The sequence below is a fragment of the Roseateles chitinivorans genome (genome assembly GCF_002761755.1).
GTDB classification, from domain to species: domain Bacteria; phylum Pseudomonadota; class Gammaproteobacteria; order Burkholderiales; family Burkholderiaceae_C; genus Roseateles; species Roseateles chitinivorans.
Genome location: NZ_PEOG01000072.1, coordinates 1 through 20,560 on the forward strand (window position 1 = coordinate 1; position 20,560 = coordinate 20,560).

The 20,560-nt window shown below is 70.6% G+C and carries 18 protein-coding genes; 17 read left to right on the forward strand and 1 reads right to left on the reverse strand.

The genetic code is table 11. The features are described 5' to 3' along the window. Positions 1 to 32: 32 nt before the first annotated feature. Positions 33 to 1,391 carry an MFS transporter gene (locus tag CS062_RS20680; RefSeq protein ID WP_233218182.1) on the reverse strand — a complete coding sequence of 453 codons (1,359 nt, stop codon included), beginning with the start codon at positions 1,389 to 1,391 and terminating at the stop codon, positions 33 to 35. Between the two features lie 53 nt (positions 1,392 to 1,444). On the opposite strand from CS062_RS20680, the gene CS062_RS20685 reads away from it, so the two are divergent. The 17 genes from CS062_RS20685 (at position 1,445) to CS062_RS20765 (ending at position 20,557) form a co-directional block, all read left to right on the forward strand. Next, positions 1,445 to 2,503 (forward strand): AraC family transcriptional regulator, encoded by a 1,059-nt coding sequence (locus CS062_RS20685; RefSeq protein ID WP_099863448.1) that lies wholly within the window; start codon positions 1,445 to 1,447, stop codon positions 2,501 to 2,503. A gap of 204 nt (positions 2,504 to 2,707) precedes the next feature. Beyond that, complete coding sequence (locus CS062_RS20690; protein ID WP_233218183.1) at positions 2,708 to 3,811, forward strand: EpsD family peptidyl-prolyl cis-trans isomerase; 1,104 nt, start codon at positions 2,708 to 2,710, stop codon at positions 3,809 to 3,811. Beyond that, positions 3,811 to 4,686 (forward strand): polysaccharide export protein EpsE, encoded by an 876-nt coding sequence (gene epsE, locus CS062_RS20695; protein WP_099863450.1) that lies wholly within the window; start codon positions 3,811 to 3,813, stop codon positions 4,684 to 4,686. The genes CS062_RS20690 and epsE overlap by 1 nt, the downstream gene beginning before the upstream one ends. A gap of 41 nt (positions 4,687 to 4,727) precedes the next feature. After that, on the forward strand, positions 4,728 to 6,143 hold the full coding sequence (gene epsF / locus CS062_RS20700) for a chain length determinant protein EpsF (protein ID WP_099863467.1): 1,416 nt from the start codon (positions 4,728 to 4,730) through the stop codon (positions 6,141 to 6,143). Further along, positions 6,143 to 7,066 (forward strand): polysaccharide biosynthesis tyrosine autokinase, encoded by a 924-nt coding sequence (locus CS062_RS20705; protein WP_099863451.1) that lies wholly within the window; start codon positions 6,143 to 6,145, stop codon positions 7,064 to 7,066. The genes epsF and CS062_RS20705 overlap by 1 nt, the downstream gene beginning before the upstream one ends. Positions 7,067 to 7,187: 121 nt before the next feature. Further along, positions 7,188 to 8,111, forward strand: coding sequence for an exosortase B (gene xrtB / locus CS062_RS20710; RefSeq protein ID WP_099863468.1), 924 nt, complete (start codon positions 7,188 to 7,190; stop codon positions 8,109 to 8,111). Beyond that, positions 8,108 to 8,866 carry an exosortase C-terminal domain/associated protein EpsI gene (locus CS062_RS20715; RefSeq protein ID WP_099863452.1) on the forward strand — a complete coding sequence of 253 codons (759 nt, stop codon included), beginning with the start codon at positions 8,108 to 8,110 and terminating at the stop codon, positions 8,864 to 8,866. The genes xrtB and CS062_RS20715 overlap by 4 nt, the downstream gene beginning before the upstream one ends. Further along, entirely contained in the window at positions 8,863 to 10,413 is a 1,551-nt protein-coding gene (locus tag CS062_RS20720) for an O-antigen ligase family protein (RefSeq protein ID WP_099863453.1), read from the forward strand. The genes CS062_RS20715 and CS062_RS20720 overlap by 4 nt, the downstream gene beginning before the upstream one ends. Next, positions 10,410 to 11,405: an acyltransferase family protein gene (locus CS062_RS20725; protein WP_099863454.1), complete on the forward strand. Its 996-nt coding sequence runs from the start codon at positions 10,410 to 10,412 to the stop codon at positions 11,403 to 11,405. The genes CS062_RS20720 and CS062_RS20725 overlap by 4 nt, the downstream gene beginning before the upstream one ends. A 19-nt stretch (positions 11,406 to 11,424) precedes the next feature. Beyond that, positions 11,425 to 13,029, forward strand: coding sequence for an Atrophin-1 multi-domain protein (locus tag CS062_RS20730; RefSeq protein WP_143742431.1), 1,605 nt, complete (start codon positions 11,425 to 11,427; stop codon positions 13,027 to 13,029). Then, a complete protein-coding gene (locus CS062_RS20735; protein WP_099863456.1) occupies positions 13,026 to 13,670 on the forward strand; it encodes a serine acetyltransferase in 645 nt (214 codons plus the stop codon). Before CS062_RS20730 ends, CS062_RS20735 begins: the two co-directional genes overlap by 4 nt. Continuing rightward, a complete protein-coding gene (locus tag CS062_RS20740) occupies positions 13,667 to 14,872 on the forward strand; it encodes a glycosyltransferase (RefSeq protein ID WP_099863457.1) in 1,206 nt (401 codons plus the stop codon). The genes CS062_RS20735 and CS062_RS20740 overlap by 4 nt, the downstream gene beginning before the upstream one ends. Further along, positions 14,865 to 16,073 (forward strand): glycosyltransferase family 2 protein, encoded by a 1,209-nt coding sequence (locus tag CS062_RS20745; protein ID WP_199174304.1) that lies wholly within the window; start codon positions 14,865 to 14,867, stop codon positions 16,071 to 16,073. Before CS062_RS20740 ends, CS062_RS20745 begins: the two co-directional genes overlap by 8 nt. 16 nt (positions 16,074 to 16,089) lie before the next feature. Continuing rightward, entirely contained in the window at positions 16,090 to 16,917 is an 828-nt protein-coding gene (locus CS062_RS20750; RefSeq protein WP_099863458.1) for a WecB/TagA/CpsF family glycosyltransferase, read from the forward strand. Positions 16,918 to 16,958: 41 nt separating this feature from the next. Beyond that, a complete protein-coding gene (locus CS062_RS20755) occupies positions 16,959 to 18,155 on the forward strand; it encodes an acyltransferase family protein (RefSeq protein ID WP_099863459.1) in 1,197 nt (398 codons plus the stop codon). A 23-nt stretch (positions 18,156 to 18,178) separates the two neighbouring features. Beyond that, a complete protein-coding gene (locus tag CS062_RS20760; RefSeq protein WP_099863460.1) occupies positions 18,179 to 19,066 on the forward strand; it encodes a hypothetical protein in 888 nt (295 codons plus the stop codon). A 33-nt stretch (positions 19,067 to 19,099) separates the two neighbouring features. After that, entirely contained in the window at positions 19,100 to 20,557 is a 1,458-nt protein-coding gene (locus CS062_RS20765) for a lipopolysaccharide biosynthesis protein (RefSeq protein WP_099863461.1), read from the forward strand. The last annotated feature ends 3 nt before the right edge of the window (positions 20,558 to 20,560 follow it).

Here is a 20,560-nt window from a genome sequence, read left to right on the forward strand (position 1 = left end):
CTGAGCGTTCGGCCGGGCGGGCGCGTGGGGGCTCAGGCAGCGGCGCGCGGGCCGTGGCGCAGCGTGAGCAAGGTGCCCAGGGTGATCGCGGCGGCGGCGAAGGTCGGTCCGCCGAGCGCGCCGATGTGGTCGACCAGCATGCCGCCGCCGATGGCGCCGCTGGCGATGGCGATCTGGAACGCGGCGACCAGCAGGCCGCCGGCGCCCTCGGCCTGGTCCGGCGCGGCCCGCACGATCCAGGTCTGGAAGCCGACCGGGAAGGCGCCGAAGGCGAAGCCCCACAGCACCACCGCCACCGCGGTGACCCAGGTCGACGAGCCCGCCAGCAGCAGGCTGGCCGCGAGCACGACGATCAGGCTGCCGCCGGCGACGATCGCGCGCCGCTCGCTGCGCTCGGCCAGGACGCCGCCGGCCAGGTTGCCGAAGAAGCCGCCGATGCCGTAGCCCAGCAGGATCGCGGTGATCGCCGACACCGGCAGGTGGGTGACGTTCTCCATCAGCGGGCGGATGTAGGTGAAGCCGGCGAAGTGCCCGGAGATCACCAGCAGCACCGCCAGCAACGCCACCCGCACGCCGGGTCGCGTCAGCAGCTCGCCGAGCACGCGCAGGTCCGGGTTGTCCTTGGGCGGCAGCGCCGGCAGCGTCGCGATCTGCGTCGCCAGCGTCACCAAGCTGAGCGCGCCGGCGGCGACGAAGGCGCTGCGCCAGCCCCAGACCTCGCCCATCCAGGCGCCCAGTGGCGCGGCGCAGACGGTGGCCACCGACACGCCGGCCAGGATCACCGACATGGCGCGGGCGAACAGGCGCTCCGGCACCAGCCGCATCGCCAGCGCCGCGGCCATCGACCAGAAGCCGCCCAGCGCCACGCCCAGGATCACCCGCGCGGCCAGCAGCACGCCCAGCGAGGACGCGGTCACCGCCAGCAGGTTGGACAGCACCAGCAGCAGCGTCAGCGCGACCATGACGGCCCGCCGGTCGAAGCGCCGCGTCAGCAGCGGGATGGAGGGGGCCGCGACGGCGCCCACCAGCGCCGTGGCCGTGACCGTCTGGCCGGCCGCGCCGGCGCTGATGCCGAGGTCGGCGGCCATGGCCGTCAACAGGCTCGCCGGCAGGAACTCGGCGGTGACCAGGCCGAAGACGCCCAGCGTCAGCGAGGCGATGGCCGGCCAGTGCGCGTGTCCGCCTTCAAGCGCCGATGCGCCGGCGGCCGGGGGTGAGCCGGTCGCGGCGGCAGGCGTCGGCGCTGCGGCGGAATGGAAGGCCGGGGCGCCGGGCGAGGTGGGCGAGGCGGGCGAGGGGGACGACGAGTCCGCCGCGGGCGCCGTCGGCGAGCGGGGGTCGAGGCAATCGGTGCAGGAGGAAGACACGGTGCAGAGACGGGGCAGTGGCAATGGACATCAGCTTATGGATAGCATCCCGGCGTTTCCATGACGGAAGAGCCGAAATGCTTGACGATTCCTCCAGCGCCGTGCCCGTCCGTACGCCGGTTCATGTCCCGGTGACCGGGCCGCTGCCGTCCACGCCGCTCAAGCCGGCCGACCTGCTGACGCAGATCCTGCTGGGCTTGCGGCTGGAAGGCGTCGAATACGGCCGCTGCCTGCTGCGCGCGCCCTGGGCCGTCGCCTTTCCGGCGGGGGCCGAGGCGCGCTTCCATTTCGTCGCGCGCGGGGGCTGCTGGCTGAAGACCGCCGGCAGCGCCGAATGGGTGCGGCTCAATGCCGGCGACGCGGTGCTGCTCCCGCGCGGGAGCGCGCATGTGATGGCGAGCGCGCCGGACCTGCCGACGGTGGAGATCGATTCGCTGTCGCGCCGCGCCGTCGCCGACGACATCTACCTGGTGGGCGCCGAGGCCGAGGCGGCGGCAAAGGCGATGCCGTCCGCCGAGCCGGTCGACGTGATGTTCTGCGGCGCGATGCGCTTCAACCTCGACCCGCTGCATCCGCTGCTGGCGATGATGCCGGACGCGATGTGGGCCAAGGACCTGGCGCGGCGCGATCCGACCGTGCCGGCGCTGCTCGAGGCGATGGAGCGCGAGGTCGCGATGGACCGCATCGGCGCCTGCGGCATCCTCGCGCGCATGGCCGACGTGCTGGCGGCCAGCATCATCCGCGCCTGGGTCGAGTGCGCCTGCAACGATGCCAGCGGCTGGATCGCCGCGGTGCAGTGCCCCAGCATCGGCAAGGTCATCGCGGCGATCCATGCCGAGCCCGAGCGCGACTGGCGCGTGCCCGAGCTGGCCGGGCTGATGGGCGCCTCCCGCTCGCGCTTCGCCGAGGCTTTCACCCGCACCGTCGGTGAGAGCCCCGCCAGGTACGTGGCCAAGGTCAAGATGTTCCAGGCGCGCCGCTGGATCGCGCAGGAAGGCATGCGGGTGGCGGTGGCCGCCGACCGGCTCGGCTATGACTCGGAAGCCTCCTTCAGCCGCGCCTTCAAGCGCATCGTCGGGCAGCCGCCGGGCGCGCTGCGACGTGCCGCGGCGAGCGCGCCGAACGCGGCGAGGTGAGCCTCGCGACGTGAGGCTGGCGTGAAGCGCCGCCTGCATTTTCAAGCGCGTTTTTCAAGCGGTTGCAAAGAGGCGCGACACGCGTTTTTGCGGGTCGCATCCCCCTTGTTTGCGGGGGCGGAAACGCCGATGACGACGGGGGCGGGACCCATTCTTGCTATGGACCCCTGCGAACCCGGGATGGCGGCCTTCAGACCCCCTGGAATGAGGCAGTTCCGTCATGGTGCAGGGCTACACTCGCCGCTCGCGAGCGCCTGTGGGCCGCCCTCGACAGGCCTGCGGGACAGACACAACAAACAAGGTCGAAACATGCATGTGAAGCGGACTCGGGTCCACGGTATTTCAGCGCGACGCGCCGCTCCGGCCGGCGCCCTTTTCACCGCCGTTCTTGCCGCAATCCTGCTCACCGCCTGTGGGGGCGGCAGCGGTGCGAAGGCCTCGCAGACCGCGGCCAAGGTGAACAAGGAAGAGATCACCGTTCACCAGATCAACTTCGTGCTGCAACGTCAGCCCAACATCAAGCCTGAGCAGGTGGATGCGGCATCGCGCCAGATCCTGGAGCGTCTGATCGACCAGGAACTGGCGGTGCAGAAGGCCCAGGACCTCAAGCTCGATCGCGATCCGCGGGTGGTGCAACAGATCGAAACCGCCAAGCGCGAGATCATCGCCAGGGCCTATGCTGACCATCTGGGCGAGACGGCGACCAAGCCGACCGACCAGGAGATCAAGCAGTACTACAACGACAAACCGGCACTTTTTGCCGAGCGTCGTATCTACAACTTGCAGGAAATCAACATCGAGGCGAAGCCGGATCAATTCGAAGCGATCCGCGCCAAGCTCCAGGGTGCCAAGACCCTTCCCGAATTCCTCGAAGCGCTGAAGGCCGACAACTTCAAGTTCGTCGGCTCGCAGATGGTGCGCTCGGCCGAGCAGATCCCGCTCAACAACCTCGATGCCATCGCGCGTCTGAAGGACGGCCAGTTCATCATGAACGGCCATCCCAACGGCCTGACCGTGCTGTTCCTCGCGGGCTCGCAGCGCCAGCCCGCGACCGAGGCGCAAGCGCGCGCCTCGATCGAGATGTTCCTGCTGAACCAGCGCCGCGCCGAGCTGGTCGCCAAGGACATCAAGTCCATGCGCGACAACGCCAAGATCGAATACGTCGGCAAGTTCGCCGAGGCCGCCGCCTCCGCGCCCGCCGGCACCACGCCCGCGACGGCCCCCGCGCCGGCCGCGTCCGACAGCCCCATCGGCGCCAGCGGCCCGGTGGACAACAACGAACTCGCCAAGGGCCTCGGCATCAAATGATGAACACGCATCGCTTCCCGATCCTCCCGCTCGTCTCGACGGCCGTCTCGGCCGTGCTGGCGGTCTCGCTCGCCACCGGCGCCGTCGCCCAGACGGCCGCCCGTCCCGGCAACGCACCGGCGCCGACCGGCCTGTCCACCGGCGCCGCCGCCGAGTACCGCCTGGGATCGGGCGATGCGATCAAGATCAGCGTGTTCCAGAACCCGGACATGACGCTGGAGACGCGCGTCTCGGAGTCCGGCACCATCACCTTCCCGCTGCTGGGCGTGGTGCGCATCGGCGGCCTGTCGATCAGCGATGCCGAGCAGCGCATCGCCGACGGCCTGAAGAAGGGCAACTTCGTCAAGCAGCCGCAGGTCACCATCGTGGTGCTGAAGGTCACCGGCAACCAGGCCAGCGTGCTGGGCCAGGTGAACCAGCCCGGCCGCTATCCGCTGGAGGTCGCCGACATGCGCCTGACCGACCTGCTGGCCAATGCGCGCGGCGTCTCGCCCGCGGGCGGCGACCTGCTGGTGCTGACCGGTCAGCGCGGCGGCAAGCCGTTCCGCCTGGAGATCGACCTGCCGACGCTGTTCGGCCCCAATGGTCGCGAGCAGGACGTGGTGGTGCTCAACGGCGACGTGCTGTGGGTCGACCGCTATCCGATGGTCTACATCTACGGCGAGGTGCAGAAGCCCGGCCAGATCCGCCTGGAGCGCGGCATGACGCTGCTGCAGGGCCTGGCCGCCGGCGGTGGCCTGACGCTGCGCGGCACCGACCGGGGCATCCGCGTGCACCGAAAGGACGCGTCGGGCAAGGTGCAGGAGATCAAGCCGGCGATGGACGAGGCGCTCAAGGACGGCGACGTGATCTTCGTCCGCGAGAGCCTGTTCTGACGCAGTAACCCCGGGCGCCCGTCCCGGTGAAGGAGTGCATGGTGACGCCCAGCAAATTGATGTCGATCATCCTGGCCCGCTGGCAGCTGGTGCTGCTGGTGGTCCTGGTGACCACCCTGACGGCGCTCGGGGTCAGCCTCGTGCTGCCCAAGCGCTACCTGGCCAGCGCCTCGGTCGTCGTGGACGCCAAGCCCGATCCGGTGTCGGCGCTGATCTATCCCGGCATGGCCTCGCCGGCCTACATGAACACGCAGGTCGACGTGATCGCCAGCGATCGTGTCGCGCTGCGCGTGGTGCGCGACCTGCGCCTGACCGAGCTGCCCGAGCTGCGCGAGCAATGGCAGGCCCAGGGTGCCGAAGGCTCGATGGAGCAATGGGTCGCCGCGTTCCTGCAGGCCAACATGGAGGTCAAGCCCTCCAAGGAAAGCAACGTGCTGACGGTCAACTACCGCTCGCCGTCGCCGCAGGTCGCCGCCCAGATGGCCAACGCCTTCGTCAAGGCCTACATCGCCACCACGCTGGACCTGCGCGTCGAACCCGCGCGCCAGTACGCCGGCTACTTCGACCAGCAGGCCAAGGCGGCGCTGGACCGGTTGGAGCAGGCGCGCGCCAAGCTCTCCGCCTATGAACGCGAGCACGGCATCCTGGCCTCCGACGAGCGCCTGGATGTCGAGAACGCGCGCCTGAACGAGCTGTCCTCGCAGCTGGTGGCGCTGTCCTCGCTCGCGACCGAGTCGCGCAGCCGCTCCGGCCAGGCCGCGCGCGGCGGCGATCAGTTGCCCGACGTGCTGGCCAACCCGGTGGTGTCGCAGCTCAAGGCCGACGTCAGCCGCGCCGAGGCCAATCTGCAGCAGCTCAGCACGCGCTACGGCGACAACCATCCGCAGGTGATCGAGGCCAAGGCCTCGGTGGCCGATACGCGCGCCAAGCTCAACACCGAAATCCGCCGCGTGACCGGCTCGGTCGCGGTCACCAGCACCATCAACAGCCAGCGCGAGGCCGAGACGCGCGCGCAGCTGGAGGCGCAGCGCGCCAAGGTGGTCAAGCTCAAGGAAGCGCGCGACGAGGCCAGCGGCCTGATGCGCGAGGTCGAGAGCGCCCAGCGCGCCTACGAGAACATCACCACCCGGCTGACGCAGACCAGCCTGGAAAGCCAGTCGACGCAGAGCAATGTGAACCTGCTGGCCGAGGCGACGCCGCCGCTCAAGCCGGCCTCGCCGCGGGTGGCGCTGAACACGGCGCTGGCCTTCGTGGCCGGCCTGGTGCTGGCGATCGGCATCGCGCTGCTGCTGGAACTGCGCGACCGCAAGGTCCGCGACGCCGACGACGTCATGGCCGTGCTGCCGCTGCCGATGCTGGGCGTGCTGCCCGCGCCGGGCCGGCGCGCGCAGGCGCTCCCGTCCGCCGAACGTCGACTGCTGGGCGCGCCCGGCGCCGCGAGCCGAGGAGCCGCCTGATGTCCGATCTGAAGGAACCCATTTCCCTGGCGCAGAGCAAACCCGTGGACGGCCCTCTGAACAAACCCTCCGGCGGCGGCGCGGGCGTGCACGACCGCTCGATCGGCGCGATCATCGCCGAGACCCGCAACCTCAGCGCCGACCAGGTCGAGCGCGTGCTGCAGTACCAGCGCGAGCGCGGCATCCGCTTCGGCGAGGCCGCCGTGGCCCTGGGCTATGCCAATGCCGAGGACGTGCTGGAGGCGCTGTCCAAGCAGTTCCACTACCCGTACGCACCGAACGAGCGCAAGACCCGCAGTCCGGAGCTGGTGGCCTTGAACCAGCCGTTCTCGTCGCAGTCGGAAGTCTTCCGCGGCATCCGCAGCCAGATCACGATGCGGCTCTATCGCGAAGGCGAACCGCGCCGCGCGCTGGCGGTGATCAGCCCGGACACGCTCGACGGAAAGAGCTACTTCACGGCGAACCTGGCGGTGACGCTGGCCCAGCTGGGCGGTCGCACGCTGCTGGTGGATGCCGACCTGCGCCGGCCGCGCCAGCATGAGATCTTCGACGTCAGCAACCAGGCCGGGCTGTCCTCGATCCTGTCGGGGCGCAGCGAGCCCCGCGTGATCCAGCAGGTGGAAGGCATGAACAGCCTGTTCATCCTGCCGGTGGGCGCGGTCCCGCCCAACCCCGTGGAACTGCTGGAACGCCCCGCGTTCGGCATGCTGATGCGGGAGTTGGCCGGCAAGTTCGATTACGTCCTGGTGGACACGTCCGCGAGCCGCTATGGCGCGGACGCCGCCATCGTCGCGTCGCGCTGCGGCGCGGCGCTCGTCCTGGCACGCCAGAACCAGTCGCGGGTGAGCGCGCTGCAGGACCTCACCGACAGCCTGGACGGGGTGTCCACGACCCTCGTGGGCACCGTGATGAACCAGTACTGACACCGGGCACCGGGCGAGACGGCACAGCGGCCACCAGAGCCGCGAGCATCGACCATCGGCACGGCCGCGAGGCCACGCCGCCGCATGTCCGGAACCACCAGCAGGGATCGCAGTGAACAGCATGTCGCAGAACGTCCTCCCCGGCGCGCCGGGTCGCCCGGGCGTGGCCTTCTGGGCCGCCAACCGGGTCGCGCTGATCGCGCTGGCGATCGGCCTGGTGGCGCTCTATGCGCCAACGATCGTCGACTTCATGCGGGGGCCGTGGCGCGGCGACCGCAATTCCCACGGACCGATCGTGCTGGCCCTGTCGGCCTGGTACTTCTATTTCCAGACGCGGCGCATGGCCCGGCAGGGCCAGTCCTTCCGCCCGCGGCCGGCGCCGCTGGCCGGCTGGACCCTGATCGTGCTGGGACTGCTGGGCTACGTGCTGGGCCGTTCGCAGTCGGTCGCGCTGCTGGAGATGGGTTCGCTGATGCCGGTGCTGCTGGGTCTGGCGCTGCTGCTGCTCGGCCCGACGATCACGCGACGCTACGGCTTCGCGTTCTTCCTGCTGCTGTTCGCGGTGCCGCTGCCGGCGTCCATCGTCGACGTCATCACCCAGCCGATGAAGCTGGCTGCGTCCTGGGGCGCGGAGTACCTCATGTACGCGCTGGGCTACCCGATCGCCCGGGCCGGCGTGATCCTGCAGATCGGCCCCTATCAGCTGATGGTCGCGGATGCCTGCGCGGGCCTGAACTCGCTGTTCACGCTCGAGGCGCTGGGCCTGCTCTACATGAATGTCGTGCGCCATGAATCGGTGTTCCGCAACATCGCGCTGGCGCTGCTGATCGTGCCCATCTCCTACTGCTCCAACGTGATCCGGATCCTGATCCTGGCCCTGCTGACCTACCACCTGGGCGACGACGTCGGCCAGGGCTTCATGCACGAGTTCTCCGGCATGGCGCTGTTCCTGACGGCGCTGATGCTGATCGTGGGCGTCGACACCTTGCTGCGCGGCCTGTCGGCGCGCTGGGACCGCCTGCGCGGCCGGGAGGGAGCGCGATGAGCCAGCCGATGCAGATGCCGCAGGCGGCGGTCCCCGATACGCCGGACTCGACCGACGCGCTGCCGCGCTTCTCCCGCCGCGCCTGCCTGGGGGGCGCCGCCCTGATGGGCGTGGCCGCGGTCGGCGCCTGGCTGGCCACGCCGCGGCTGCAGGCCGTGACCGGCGCGCCCAGCCTGGACGCCGTCGTGCCGAAGGCCTTCGGCGAGTGGCGCGTGATCGCCGACGCGACCACGCAGGTCGATGTGGCGCAAGGCGTGGAGACGGTGCTGGAGCAGCCCTACGACCAGACCGTGATGCGGACCTATGCCAACGGCCAGGGCGAGCAGGTGATGCTCGCGCTGGCCTGGGGCGAGCGGCAGCGCCAGGACGTCAAGGTGCACCGTCCCGAGGTCTGCTATCCGGCGCAGGGCTTCGCGCTGCGCCGCGTCGAGGCGGGCCCGCCGATCGCCACCGGCGGCCGCGCATTGCCCGTGCCCACGACCCAGTTGCTGGCCGAGGCCCGCGGCGGTGGTTTCGAGGCGGTGCGCTACTGGATCCGCATCGGCGACAACTATGGCGGCGACGGGCTGAGCGCGCGCTGGTACATCCTCAACGAGGGCCTGGCCGGGCGCATTCCCGACGGCATCCTGGTGCGCGCGTCGCAGCGCCTGGCGCAGGCCTCGGCGGCCCCCGGCTCGCAGCAGCTGATGGCGCGCTTCCTGGCCGAGCTGGTCGCGGCGGTGCCGGCGCCGTTCCGCGGGATGCTGGTCCGATGAGCGCGGCCGGCGGCTATCTCAAGGGCCTCAAGGGTCTGGCGGGGCTGGGCGGCCTCATGGGTTCCGGGAGCTCCCGGGGCCCGCAAGGCCTGAACCCCTATGGCAACGACCGTCCGTCGCGGCGGCCGAGCTGGCGCACCCTGCTCGCGGCGCTGGCCGTGGCCGCGGGATGCATGCTGATGGGGCTGGTGTGCGTCGTGATGGGCGACATGGTGGCGCAGAAGCCGGTGTTCTTCGTCGTGCTGCCGGTGGCGCTGATCGTCGCCTTCATGTTCCTGGCCAATCCGAAGGCGCTGCTGCTCACCATCGTGCTGCTGCGGGCGATCGCCAATCCGGTGCTGGAGGAGGCGCGCTTCGCCAGCTTCGGTGGACTGGGCGGACTGGTGAACCTGGCGGTGATCCTGCTGGCCGCCGTCTTCTGGATGCGCGAGCCGCGGCGCATCCCGCGCGCGGCGTGGATGGTGTGGCTGCCCTTCATCGCGATGCAGGCGGTGGGGCTGCTCTATTCGCCGGACAAGCTGCCCGAGCTGCGGACCTTCCTCGGCACGCTGAGCACGATGGCGATGTTCGTGGTGGCCTTCTACGTCGTGGAGGACTGGACCTCGTTCGACCGCATCCTGAAGCTGGTCATCTGGTCCTCGGTGCCGGTGGCGATCTACACGCTGATCGCGATCGCGCGCGGCGATGTGCACGTCACCAACGATCCGGCGGCCATGGGGCGCTACAAGGGCCCGTTCTCGCATCCCAACATCCTGGCCTTCTACCTGGTGCTGATGCAGGGCGTGCTGCTCTACCTGTGGAAGAACGCCCGCACGCTCGCCAGCACCACCACCGGCGCGCGGCTGGCCATGGCCGGCTATCTGCTGGTCCTGCTGGCGCTGCTGGCCGCGACCAAGACCCGCAGCGCCTGGATGGCCGCGGGCGCCATGTTCTTCCTCTACGGGCTGCTCTTCGAGCGCCGCTTCCTGCTCTACCTGCTGCTGGTGCCGCTGCTGGCGCTGCTGGTGCCCGACATCCGGGACCGCGTGCTCGACATCGGCCAGGGCAACGTGGTGGTGCAGTACGCCAAGCTGAACTCCTTCACCTGGCGCCGCGTGCTCTGGGCCGATGCCGTCAGCTGGATGGCGCCGGCCCGCTACGCCTTCGGCTACGGCTCGGGCGGCTTCTTCTTCAACTCGCCGACCTTCTTCAGCCTGAGCGGCGGCATGACCACCGGCGCGCACAGCGTGGCGGTGCAGATGCTGTTCGACGTCGGTGTGGTGGGACTGGCCACGTACTACTGGAAGTACCTGCGCGCGGCGCAGATCTTCTGGCGCTTCCGCCGCGACGACGGCCTGCTGTCGGCGATGTTCATCGCGCTGCTGATCGGCTACATCGTGGTCTCGCTGTCGGACAACATGCTGAGCTACCTCGTCTTCAACTGGTTCTTCTGGTTCGTGATGGGCGCGGGCTGCGCCATCGTCTGCCGCGTCAGGCCCGATGTCGGACATCGGGCGCCGCGAATACTGGGACGGCGCGCGCGTCCCTGGTCGGCGAGGCCGGCATGAGCGCCGCCGGCAGCCGGTCCGCAGTCCTGGACGGCGTGCGCGGCCTGAGCATCGTGACCGTGCTGGTGGCCCACTGGCTGCCGCTCAACGCGTTGCGTCCCCGGCTCAACGAATCGGTCGGCATGCTGGGCATGGCGCTGTTCTTCGTGCTGTCGGGCTACTTCATCGGCAAGCAGGTGCTGGTGCATGTGCATCCGCTGGAGTTCGTCGCCAAACGCCTGCTGCGCATCCTGCCGCTGGCGTGGCTGGTGGCGGTGGTGGTCGCGGCGATCTGGCACTTCCCGCCGTCGGCGCTGGCCGCGCACCTGCTGTTCTACGCCAACCTCAGCGACGCCGGCATGCGGGTGCCGCTGGACCATTACTGGAGCCTGTGCGTGGAGCTGCAGTTCTACGCGCTGGCCACGGCGCTGCTGCTGTTCCGTCCCGGCGTATCGCGCGTGCTGGTCCCGGCGCTGCTGGTGGCGGTGACCGGTTACCGCGTGTACATGAGCGGCTACAGCGGCAGCATCACCTGGTATCGCATCGACGACATCCTGGCGGGCTTCGTGCTGGCGATCCTGCTGCATTCACCGAGCCGGCGCGAGGCGATCGGATTCTTCGAGCGCCCCGCCGTGCTGTGGGGCGCGGCGGCGCTGCTGTGCCTGGCCTGCTACAACGTCGACGGCAACGTCGCGTCCTTCCTGCGGCCCTATGCCGTGCTGTGCCTGACCGGCGCCTTGCTGTGCCAGCCGCGATCGGCGGCGGCGGCCTTCCTGTCGCGCCCGTTCTGGACCTACCTCGCGACGGTGTCCTTCGCGGTGTACGTGCTGCACGTGCCGTTGGAGCACACCTGGCTGGGCAGCGGCGATGTCACCGAAAAGTACCTCAAGCGTCCGCTGCTGCTGGCGGCGGTCTTCCTGCTCGCGCACCTGTCGACGTTTTACTTCGAGCGACACTTTATTGCGATGGGCCACCGGCTGAGGATGTCCAATGACGCGGTTCGTAGTGTTTAAGGGTGGACGGATGACGTCGATGCTCACAATCCGTTCCGCCACCTGGCTGCTGTCGGGCGTGCTCGCCGGACTCGCGCCGGCGATCGGCGCCGGCGCGTGGGCGACGCCGCAGGCGACCGGCAAGGCCGACAAGGCTGACAAGGTCGACAAGGCTGACCGCGCCGACCCCCAAGCCCGCGCGGTGCGTCACTTGCGCTTCGGCACCGCGGACCGGCCCTTCGCGGCGGACTCGCCCTGGAACGCGCGCCCGATCGGCGTGACGCTGGGCAGCTTCGAAATCCCGAAGGCGAAGAACTTCCCCACGATGGAAGACGGCAAGTGGTCGACCGGCGTGTTCGTCGCCGCGTCCGACGATCCGCCGGTCACCGTGCTGCCGCTGCCCGGCCGCAAGGGCATCTGGGATCCGGACGCCGAGGCGATGCGCGAGCAGATCACCATCCCGCGCTGGCCCGCCGGCGTCGTGCCCGCGGCCGCGGCAGACGGCCATGGCGACATCGTCGATCCGGTGGACCGCGTGATCCATTCGTTCAACGTGCTGCGATTCATCGACGGCCAGTGGCGCGCCGACCAGTACGCGTGGACCCGCCTGGACGGTCGCGGCTGGGGTGAGCCCGGTCACTACTTCCAGGGCGCCCGCGCCGCGGCGGTGCCGACGATGGGTGGCTTGGTGCGCGCCAAGGAGATCGACGACGGCGACGAGCTGTTCCGGCATGCGCTGGCGATGTCGCTGTCCCATACCGGGCTGTCGGCCGATCCCGCCTACATCTTCCCGGCGACGTCCGCCGACACCGGCGCCAAGTCCAACACCGGCCAGATCCCGCAGGGCGCGCTGATGATGCTGCCGCCCGACTTCGATGTCAGCCCCATCGAGGACCCGCTGCTGCGCAAGGTCGCACGCACGCTGAAGGTCTACGGCGCCTACGTCGTCGATCGCAATGTCGAGACGCCGTTCGTGATCTACGTCGAGATGGGCGCCAACAAGTCGCCGATGAAGCGCGGCTGGCATCCCGCGTTCGCGGCGCAGCTCGACCGCGTGCGCGGCGCGCTGCGTCAGGTCACCGCCGTGGAGCGCTGGGTCGATGGCAACGGCCGGCCGATGTCGATGGAGGCGCCGCAGAACCAGATGTCGCTGCGCGGCCCGTGGCGGCGTGGTGGCGCGGAGGCGACCGCCATGAAGGCGGCGGGCGCGGGCCCGAATGCCGACGCCGGCCGTCCGCCGGGCGTCTACGACACACGCCGACAGGCGGTCGTCTTCCCACCGGGCGAGGGTATCGCGGTGCAGGTCAACGACAGCGGCCGCAGCCTGCAGCCGGTCACCTGGGCCAGGCCCGAGGCGGGCAAGCGCTACAAGCTGACCGCGACCGCGACCGGCGGCGCGAAGCTGCAACTGCAGCTGCTCGACGCGGATCGGCGCACGACGCTCTTCGACAGCGGCGAGCTCGCCGACGGCGCGAGCAAGACCTTCGAATGGCCGCAAGGGCAGGGCGCCGTCCGGCTGACCGTGCGCAGCGGTCCCGGGCCGGGCGAGTCGTCGGTGGGCGGCACGCTGGTGCCGCTGGAGGGGCCGTCCCCTTCCTCCACCCGCGCGCCGGCCGGGTCCGGCGGCGAGAGGAGCGCACGATGACGCTGCGCGCGCACCGCGACCCGGACTGGGCCGCCGACGTCGCCCGCTGGGGCCTGGGCCGCATGCCGCTGCGCGAGCAGTCGATGTGGGCGCTGTGGGTCTACCGCTACGGGCGCCGCGTCGATGCGGCGCCGCCCGGCTTCGCGCAGGGCCTGCACCGCCGGCTGCACCTGCTGCTGCACACCGTCGTGGAGACGCTGACCGGCATCAGCCTGCCCAAGCAGACCCGCATCGGGCCGGGTCTCCGGATCTGGCACTTCGGCGGCATCTTCGTGAACCCGGGCACCGTCATCGGTGCCGGCTGCACCCTGCGTCAGGGCGTGACCCTGGGCAACCGCGTCGACGGCGGGCCCTGCCCGGTGCTGGAGGACGGCGTGGAGCTGGGCGCCTATGCGCAGGTGCTCGGTGGCGTGCGACTGGGCGCCGGCTGCAAGGTCGGCGCGATGAGCGTCGTGCTGCAGGATGTGCCGCCAGGCGCGACCGCGGTCGGCAATCCGGCCCGCATCCTGCACCGCGGCGAGGCGGCCCGTCCCAGGAACGATGCTTGCCCTGGCGCCGAACCTGTCGGCGCCGACGCCGGCCAAGAGCAAAACAAGCATCCGGCCCTGCAGGGGCAGGAGCCAGGGAGTGTGACCCTTTGAAGATCGCCTACCTCGTCAATCACTATCCGAAGGTCAGCCATACGTTCATCCGCCGGGAGATCCTCGCGCTGGAAAAGCAGGGCCAGGATGTCCTGCGCGTGGCGGTGCGCGGCTGGGACGATCCCGCGCCCGACGCACAGGACCAGGCGGAGAAGGCCCGCACCCATTACCTGTTGCGCGGTGGCGCGGTGGCGCTGGGCACCGCGCTGGTTCGCGAGGCGCTGCGGGCGCCGGGTCGTTTCCTCGGCGCGCTGGGCCTGGCGCTGCGCATGGGGCGCCGCGCCGATCGTCCCTGGCCGCTGCACCTGGTCTACCTGGCCGAGGCCTGCGTCGCGCTGCGCCTGATGCGCGAGGCGGGCGTCACCCATGTGCATGCGCATTTCGGCACCAACTCGACCGAGGTCGCGATGCTGCTGCATGCGCTTGGCGGTCCGGGCTACAGCTTCACCGTGCATGGCCCCGAGGAATTCGACAAGCCGGAGTTCCTGCACCTGGGCGAGAAGATCCGTCGCGCGCGCTTCGTCGTCGCGATCACGTCCTTCTGCCGCAGCCAGCTGTTCCGCTGGGTGGAGCGCGCGCACTGGGCCAAGGTGCAGGTCGTGCATTGCGGGCTGGAGCCCGGTTTTCACGCCGGCGCCGAAGCGCCGCCCAGCGGTCGTCGGCTGGTCGCCGTGGGGCGCCTCGCCGAGCAGAAGGGCCACCTGCTGCTGATCGAGGCCGCGGCGCTGCTCGTGCGCGAGCGGCCCGACTTCGAACTGGTACTGGCCGGCGACGGCGAATTGCGGTCGGCCATCGAGGCCCGCATCGCCGAGCTCGGCCTGCAGCGCGTGGTGCGCATCACCGGCTGGATCGGCAGCGACCAGGTCCGCGCCGAGCTGATGGCGGCGCGCGCGCTGGTGCTGGCGAGCTTCGCCGAGGGTTTGCCGGTCGTGGCGATGGAGGCCATGGCGCTGGGCCGTCCGGTCGTGAGCACGTCCATCGCCGGGATCCCCGAGTTGATCGTGCCGGGCACGCACGGCTGGCTGGTGCCCGCGGGCGACGCGCCGGCGCTGGCCGAGGCGATGCGCGACTGCCTGGACTGCGACGACGCGCGCCTGCGCGAGATGGCCGAGGCCGCGCGCACCCGCGTGCTGGCCCGTCACGACGTGGACACCGAGGCCTCGCGCCTGCTCCGTCTTTTCAGCGAGTACGCCCATGCTTGACACCGTGCTGACCGTCGTCCACGTGCTGCTGCTGGCCGGCACCGCGCTGCTGGTGCTGCCCGCGCTGCTGCTGCTGACGCAGATCGTGCTGGCGCTGCGGCAACCCTCGCCGCTGCCGGCGCAGCCGCGGCCCGCGCGCATCGCGGTGCTGATTCCGGCCCACAACGAGGGCCACGGCGTGCGCGCGACCATCATGCAGACGCTGTCGCAGCTGGGGCCGGACGACCGCGTGCTGGTGGTGGCGGACAACTGCAACGACGACACCGCCGCCCAGGCGCGGATGGTGGGCGCCGAGGTCGTCGAGCGCCAGGATGCGGAGCGCCGCGGCAAGGGCTACGCGCTGGACTTCGGCGTGCGGCAGCTGGAGATGCTGGCGCAGCGCGAGGGCCAGGCGCCCGACGTCGTGATCGTGCTGGATGCCGACTGCGTGCTGTCGCCGGGCCTGATCCCGCGCGTGGCCGGACTGGCGCAGGCCCATGGCCGTCCGGTGCAGGCGAACTACCTGATGTCCGCCCCCACGCCCGGGCTGAAGGCACGGGTGGCCGAGTTCGCGATGCGCGTGAAGAACCTGGCGCGCTCGCGCGGCATGTTCCAGCTGGGGCTGCCCTGCCAACTGCTGGGCACCGGGATGGCGTTCCCCTGGGCGGTGGCACAGCGCGCGCCGCTGGCCAGCGGTCACCTGGCCGAGGACATGCAGCTGGGCGTGCGGCTGGCCCGCGACGGCACGCCGCCGCTGTTCTGCGAGGACGTGCTGGTGACCAGCGTCTTCGCCGCGAGCCAGGAAGGCGAGCGCAGCCAGCGCACGCGCTGGGAGCACGGTCATCTGTCGCTGCTGGTGGGCGAGGGCCCGAAGCTGCTGTGGGAGGCTGTGCGACGCGGCCGCTTCGCGCAGGCGATGCTGGTGATGGACATGCTGGTGCCGCCACTGGCGCTGCTGGCTGGGCTGCTGGTCGTGGCCACGCTGGTGCAGGCGATCTGGGCGCTCCTGACCGGCTGGATGGCGGGGCTGGTCGTCGCGCTGCTGGGCGTGCTGGCGCTGCTGGTCGCGATCGTCGCGGCGCGCCATCGCTTCGCTGCCGAGCTGATCGGACTGGGCGAGCTGCTGAAGGCGCCGGTCTACGTGCTGGCGAAGTTGCCGATCTACCTGAGCTTCGTCGTGCGCCGCCAGACCGAATGGGTGCGCACCAAGCGCGATCACTGAGACGCAGGCCCGCACCATGACGGATCTTCACAGTCCCACCTCGCGTCCCGGCGCCGCCTCGGGCGGTCCGTCCTGGATCGATCGCTGGCGCGCGATCCTGGGCGCGCTCACGGTGGTGGAGGACGAACGCGGCGTGGAGGACGAACTGCTGCGGGCCATGTGCGCGCCGGGCCCGGAGGGTGGCATCGATCGCCCGCGCGTGGTGGCTTTCGTCAATGCGCATGCGATGAATTCGGCGGTGACCGATCCCGGCTTCGCCGATGCCGTGGCGCAGGCCGACTGGGTGCTGCGCGACGGCTCCGGCATGCGCATGCTGATGGACCGGCTGGGCCGCGCGCCGGGCCTGAACCTCAACGGCACCGACCTGATCCCGCGCATCGTCGCGCGCCATGCCGGCCGACGCATCCTGGTGTTGGGGACGCGCGATCCGCAACTGTCGATCGCGGCCGCGCGGATCCGCGACGAACTGGCGCCGGGCGCCGTGGTCGACGCGATGGACGGCTTCCGCGCGCCGCAGGCGTATCTGGAGCAGGCCCGTGCCTTCGCGCCCGACCTGATCGTGCTGGGCATGGGCATGCCCAAGCAGGAGCAGGTCGCGCAGCAACTGCGCCGTGCGCTCGCGCGCCCCTGCCTGATCGTTTGTGGCGGCGCCATCCTCGACTTCCTGGGCGGCGGCGCGACCCGCGCACCGGCCTGGATGCGCCGACTGGGCATCGAGTGGCTCTACCGCCTGGCGCGCGAGCCGCGCCGGCTGTTCAAGCGCTATGTGCTCGGCAATCCCCTGTTCCTGTCGAGGGCCCGGCGCTATGCCGCGGCCGTCGGCCAGCAGCGCTCGTCAGCCTGACATGCCAGCGACGCCCCTCGCCCGTTTCGGAGGAAATTCCCATGTCCCAGCCTGAGCCGATCGTTCACGCCAATCCGCGCCAGCAGCACGTCATCGCCATCGACCTGGTGCGTTTCCTGGCCGCCGTGCTGGTGCTGTTCTCGCACCTGGCCTTCAGCATCGGGGACCGGCCCGACAGCCGGCCCTATGAACTCAGCGGCGGCACCTTCTCGCAGCCGCTGATCCCGTGGTTGTCCTTCTATGGCTGGATCGGGGTGCAGGTGTTCTTCGTGATCTCCGGCATCGTGATCGCGTACTCCGCGCGCGGCGCGACGCCGTATGCCTTCCTGCGCAGCCGGGTGGTGCGCCTGGTGCCGGCGGCCTGGGTGTGCTCGACGCTGACGCTGGCGGTGCTGGCCTGGCACTACGGCGGCTTCACCCCCGATCTGATGCGGGGCTACCGCCACAGCATGCTGTTCATGCCCTGGTATCCGTGGATCGACAACGTCTTCTGGACGCTGGGCGTGGAGATCTTCTTCTATGCGTCGGTGGGCGTGCTGATCTGGCGCGGCAAGGAACGGGCGATCGGCCGGCTGGCCGCGGCGCTGGCCTGGATCTGCCTGGCCTACTGGGCGGCCTATACCCTGGGCCAGACCGGCGCGGTGCCGGCGCTGGCGGTGCTGCACAAGACGCTGCCCTACCTGGTGGAGCGCGTGCTGGAGCTGCTGCTGGTCAAGCACGGTGCGTTCTTCGCCGCCGGCATCTTCATCTGGGCGGTGCTGATCGACGGCCAGAAGCGGCCGTCCTGGGCGACGCTCGCCGCGACGCTGGCGGCCTGCGTGATCCAGATCTTCTGGACCAATGTCGATGCCAACGGCCCGCGGACCAACCCGTGGTGGCCGGCGCTGGCGATCTGGCTGATCAGCCTGGCCGTGATCTTGCTTGGCATCCGGCACAACGCGGCGTGGCGCTCGAGCAAGTCGCTGGTGAGCCTGCTGCGGGTGCTGGGCCTGATGACCTACCCGCTGTACCTGGTGCACCAGAACATCGGCGCGGTCGCGATGGGGCAGCTGCGCCGCCTGGGCGTGGAGCCCGCGATGGCGTTGACGATCGCCTCGCTGGCGGTGTTGCTGCTGAGCTGGCTGGTGGTGACCTACGCCGAACCGGTCGTCAAGCGCTGGGTCGGCGGGGTGATGGATCTGGTCCGCCTGCGCCTGACCGGCGCACGGGCCGCGGCCGCGCCGCGGTCCAAGGGTTGATTTCGAGGATGGATGCTGCGTTCATGGACATCGATCTGCTGATCTCGAAGATTCACCGCAAGCTGGTCTACAAGCTCGCGCCGCGGCTGGTGCCGAGGCAGGTGCGCGCGCTGCAGCGGCGCAACGAGACCGCCACCGAGCCGGTCGTCGCGCCGGGCGGCCCGGTCGTGTCGCTGACCACCTATGGCCCGCGCATCGACACCGTCCACCTGACGATCGAGAGCATCGGCCGGGGCCGGCTCAAGCCCTCGCGCCTGGTCCTGTGGCTGGACGACGCGGCGCGCTTCAACGATCTGCCCGCGGGACTGCGCCGGCTGCAGGCGCGCGGGCTGGAGGTGCATCTCACCGACAACCTCGGCCCGCATACGAAGTACTACCCGTACGTGGCCTCACAGCCGCATCACGAGGTGCCGCTGGTCACCGCCGACGACGACATCGTCTATCCGCGCTGGTGGCTGCGCCGCCTGTGGGAGGCCTACCGTGCCGCGCCGGACCAGATCAGCTGCTACCGCGCGCATGTGGTGGCGCTGGAAGGCCGGGACGGGGCCGTCATCCGCCCGTACCGGGAATGGCCGCCGTGCGGCAGCCGCGAGCCGCGCTGGCGCCATTTCGCCACCGGCGTGTCGGGTGTGATCTATCCGCCGCATTTCCTCGACTTCATGCATGCGCAGGGCGACGCGTTCAAGGCCTGCTGCCCCAAGGCGGACGACATCTGGCTGCATGCGATGGCGCTGCGCGCGGGATTGCGGGTGCGCCAGCTCGGCCGGCTGCCGCGCTACTTCGAGGGCCTGCCCGGCACGCACGACCAGGGGCTGGTGCACTTCAACAGCTTCAGCGGTGGCAACGACCGCCAGATCGCCGCGACCTATGTCGCGGCCGACCTGCGCAAGATGGCGGAGGAGCCGGCCTGAGCCGGCCCACGCCCAGAGATCCGGAACGCGCGCGTGTCCATCCTGCACAACATCAAGTGGGCGGCCTTCTCGCAGCTGGCCCGCATCGGCTCGCAGATCGCCAGCGTGACGCTGCTGGCGCGGCTGCTGTCGCCGTCCGACTATGGCTTGCTGGCGATCGCGGCGATCTTCACCAACTTCGCGATGCTGTTCCGCGACTTCGGCACCGGCTCGGCGCTGATCCAGCGCGAGACCCTGACCGAGGGCCTCAAGGCCTCGGTGTTCTGGCTCAACATGGCGCTGGGCGGCCTGATCTGCCTGACCTTGATGGCGGCGTCGCCGGCGGTGGCGCATTTCTACGACGCCCCGGCGCTGGTGCCGGTGCTGTGCCTGATGGCGCTGTCCTTCCCGGTGGCGTGCAGCAGCATCGTCCACCAGTCGCTGCTGGAGCGCGCTTCGCAGTTCAAGCGCATCGCCGCGGTCGAGAGCGTCGCGGTGGTGCTGGCGCTGCTGGCCGCGGTCGGCGCCGCGCTGGCGGGCTGGGGCGTGTACGCGCTGGTGGCGCAGACGCTGGTCGCCGCGACGGTGCAGGGCGCGATGCTGTGGGCCATGTCCGACTGGCGGCCCGCGCCGCGGCCGCGCTGGGACGGGTTGCGGGAGATCTCGGGCTACAGCGGCAACGTCTCCGCGTTCCAGTTCGTCAACTACTTCGCCCGCAATGCCGACAGCTTCATCATCGGCAAGGTGCTGGGCTCGGCGGTCCTGGGCCTGTACAGCGTGGCCTACCGGCTGATGCTCTTCCCGGTGCAGAACATCAGCCACGTGGTGGCCCGCGCCGTGTTCCCGCTGCTGACGCAGGCGCATCAGCAAGGCGGTCGGGCGCAGATGGCCGACGTGTACCTGCGCTCGCTCGGCGTGATCACCTTCGGCACCGCGCCGGTGATGGCCGCGCTCTGGTTCTTCCGCGAGCCGACGGTCGCCGTGGTCTTCGGCGCGAAGTGGGCCGGCGCCGAGGCGCTGCTCGCCTGGCTCGCGCCCACCGGCTTCATCCAGTCGGTGCTGAGCACCTCGGGCAGCGCCTTCCTGGCCACCGGCCATGCCGGGCTGATGCTGCGCTACGGCGTGATCGGCTCGGTGCTGCAGGTCGCGTCCTTCGCCGCGGGCATCCATTTCGGCGTGGTGGGGCTGACGCAGGCCTACCTGATCGCCACCGTGCTCAACCTGCTGCTGACCATGGCGGCGGTGCTGCGCCTGCTGGAGGCCGGCCCGGCCGCGCTGTTGCGGGCGATCGGCTACCAGGTGCTCGCGGCGCTGGCCGCCGGTGCCCTCGTCTGGGGCGGCGACCGCTGGATCTTCGGCCACGCGACCACGGGCCATGCGGGTCTTTGGCGACTGGCCGCGCAGTACGCGCTCTTCGCCGCCTGCTACCTCGGCCTGATGGCCATCCTCGCGCCGCAGAAGATGGCCTCGGTCAAGGCCATGTTCCGCAGCAAGCTGTCCCGCGCATCCTGAGGC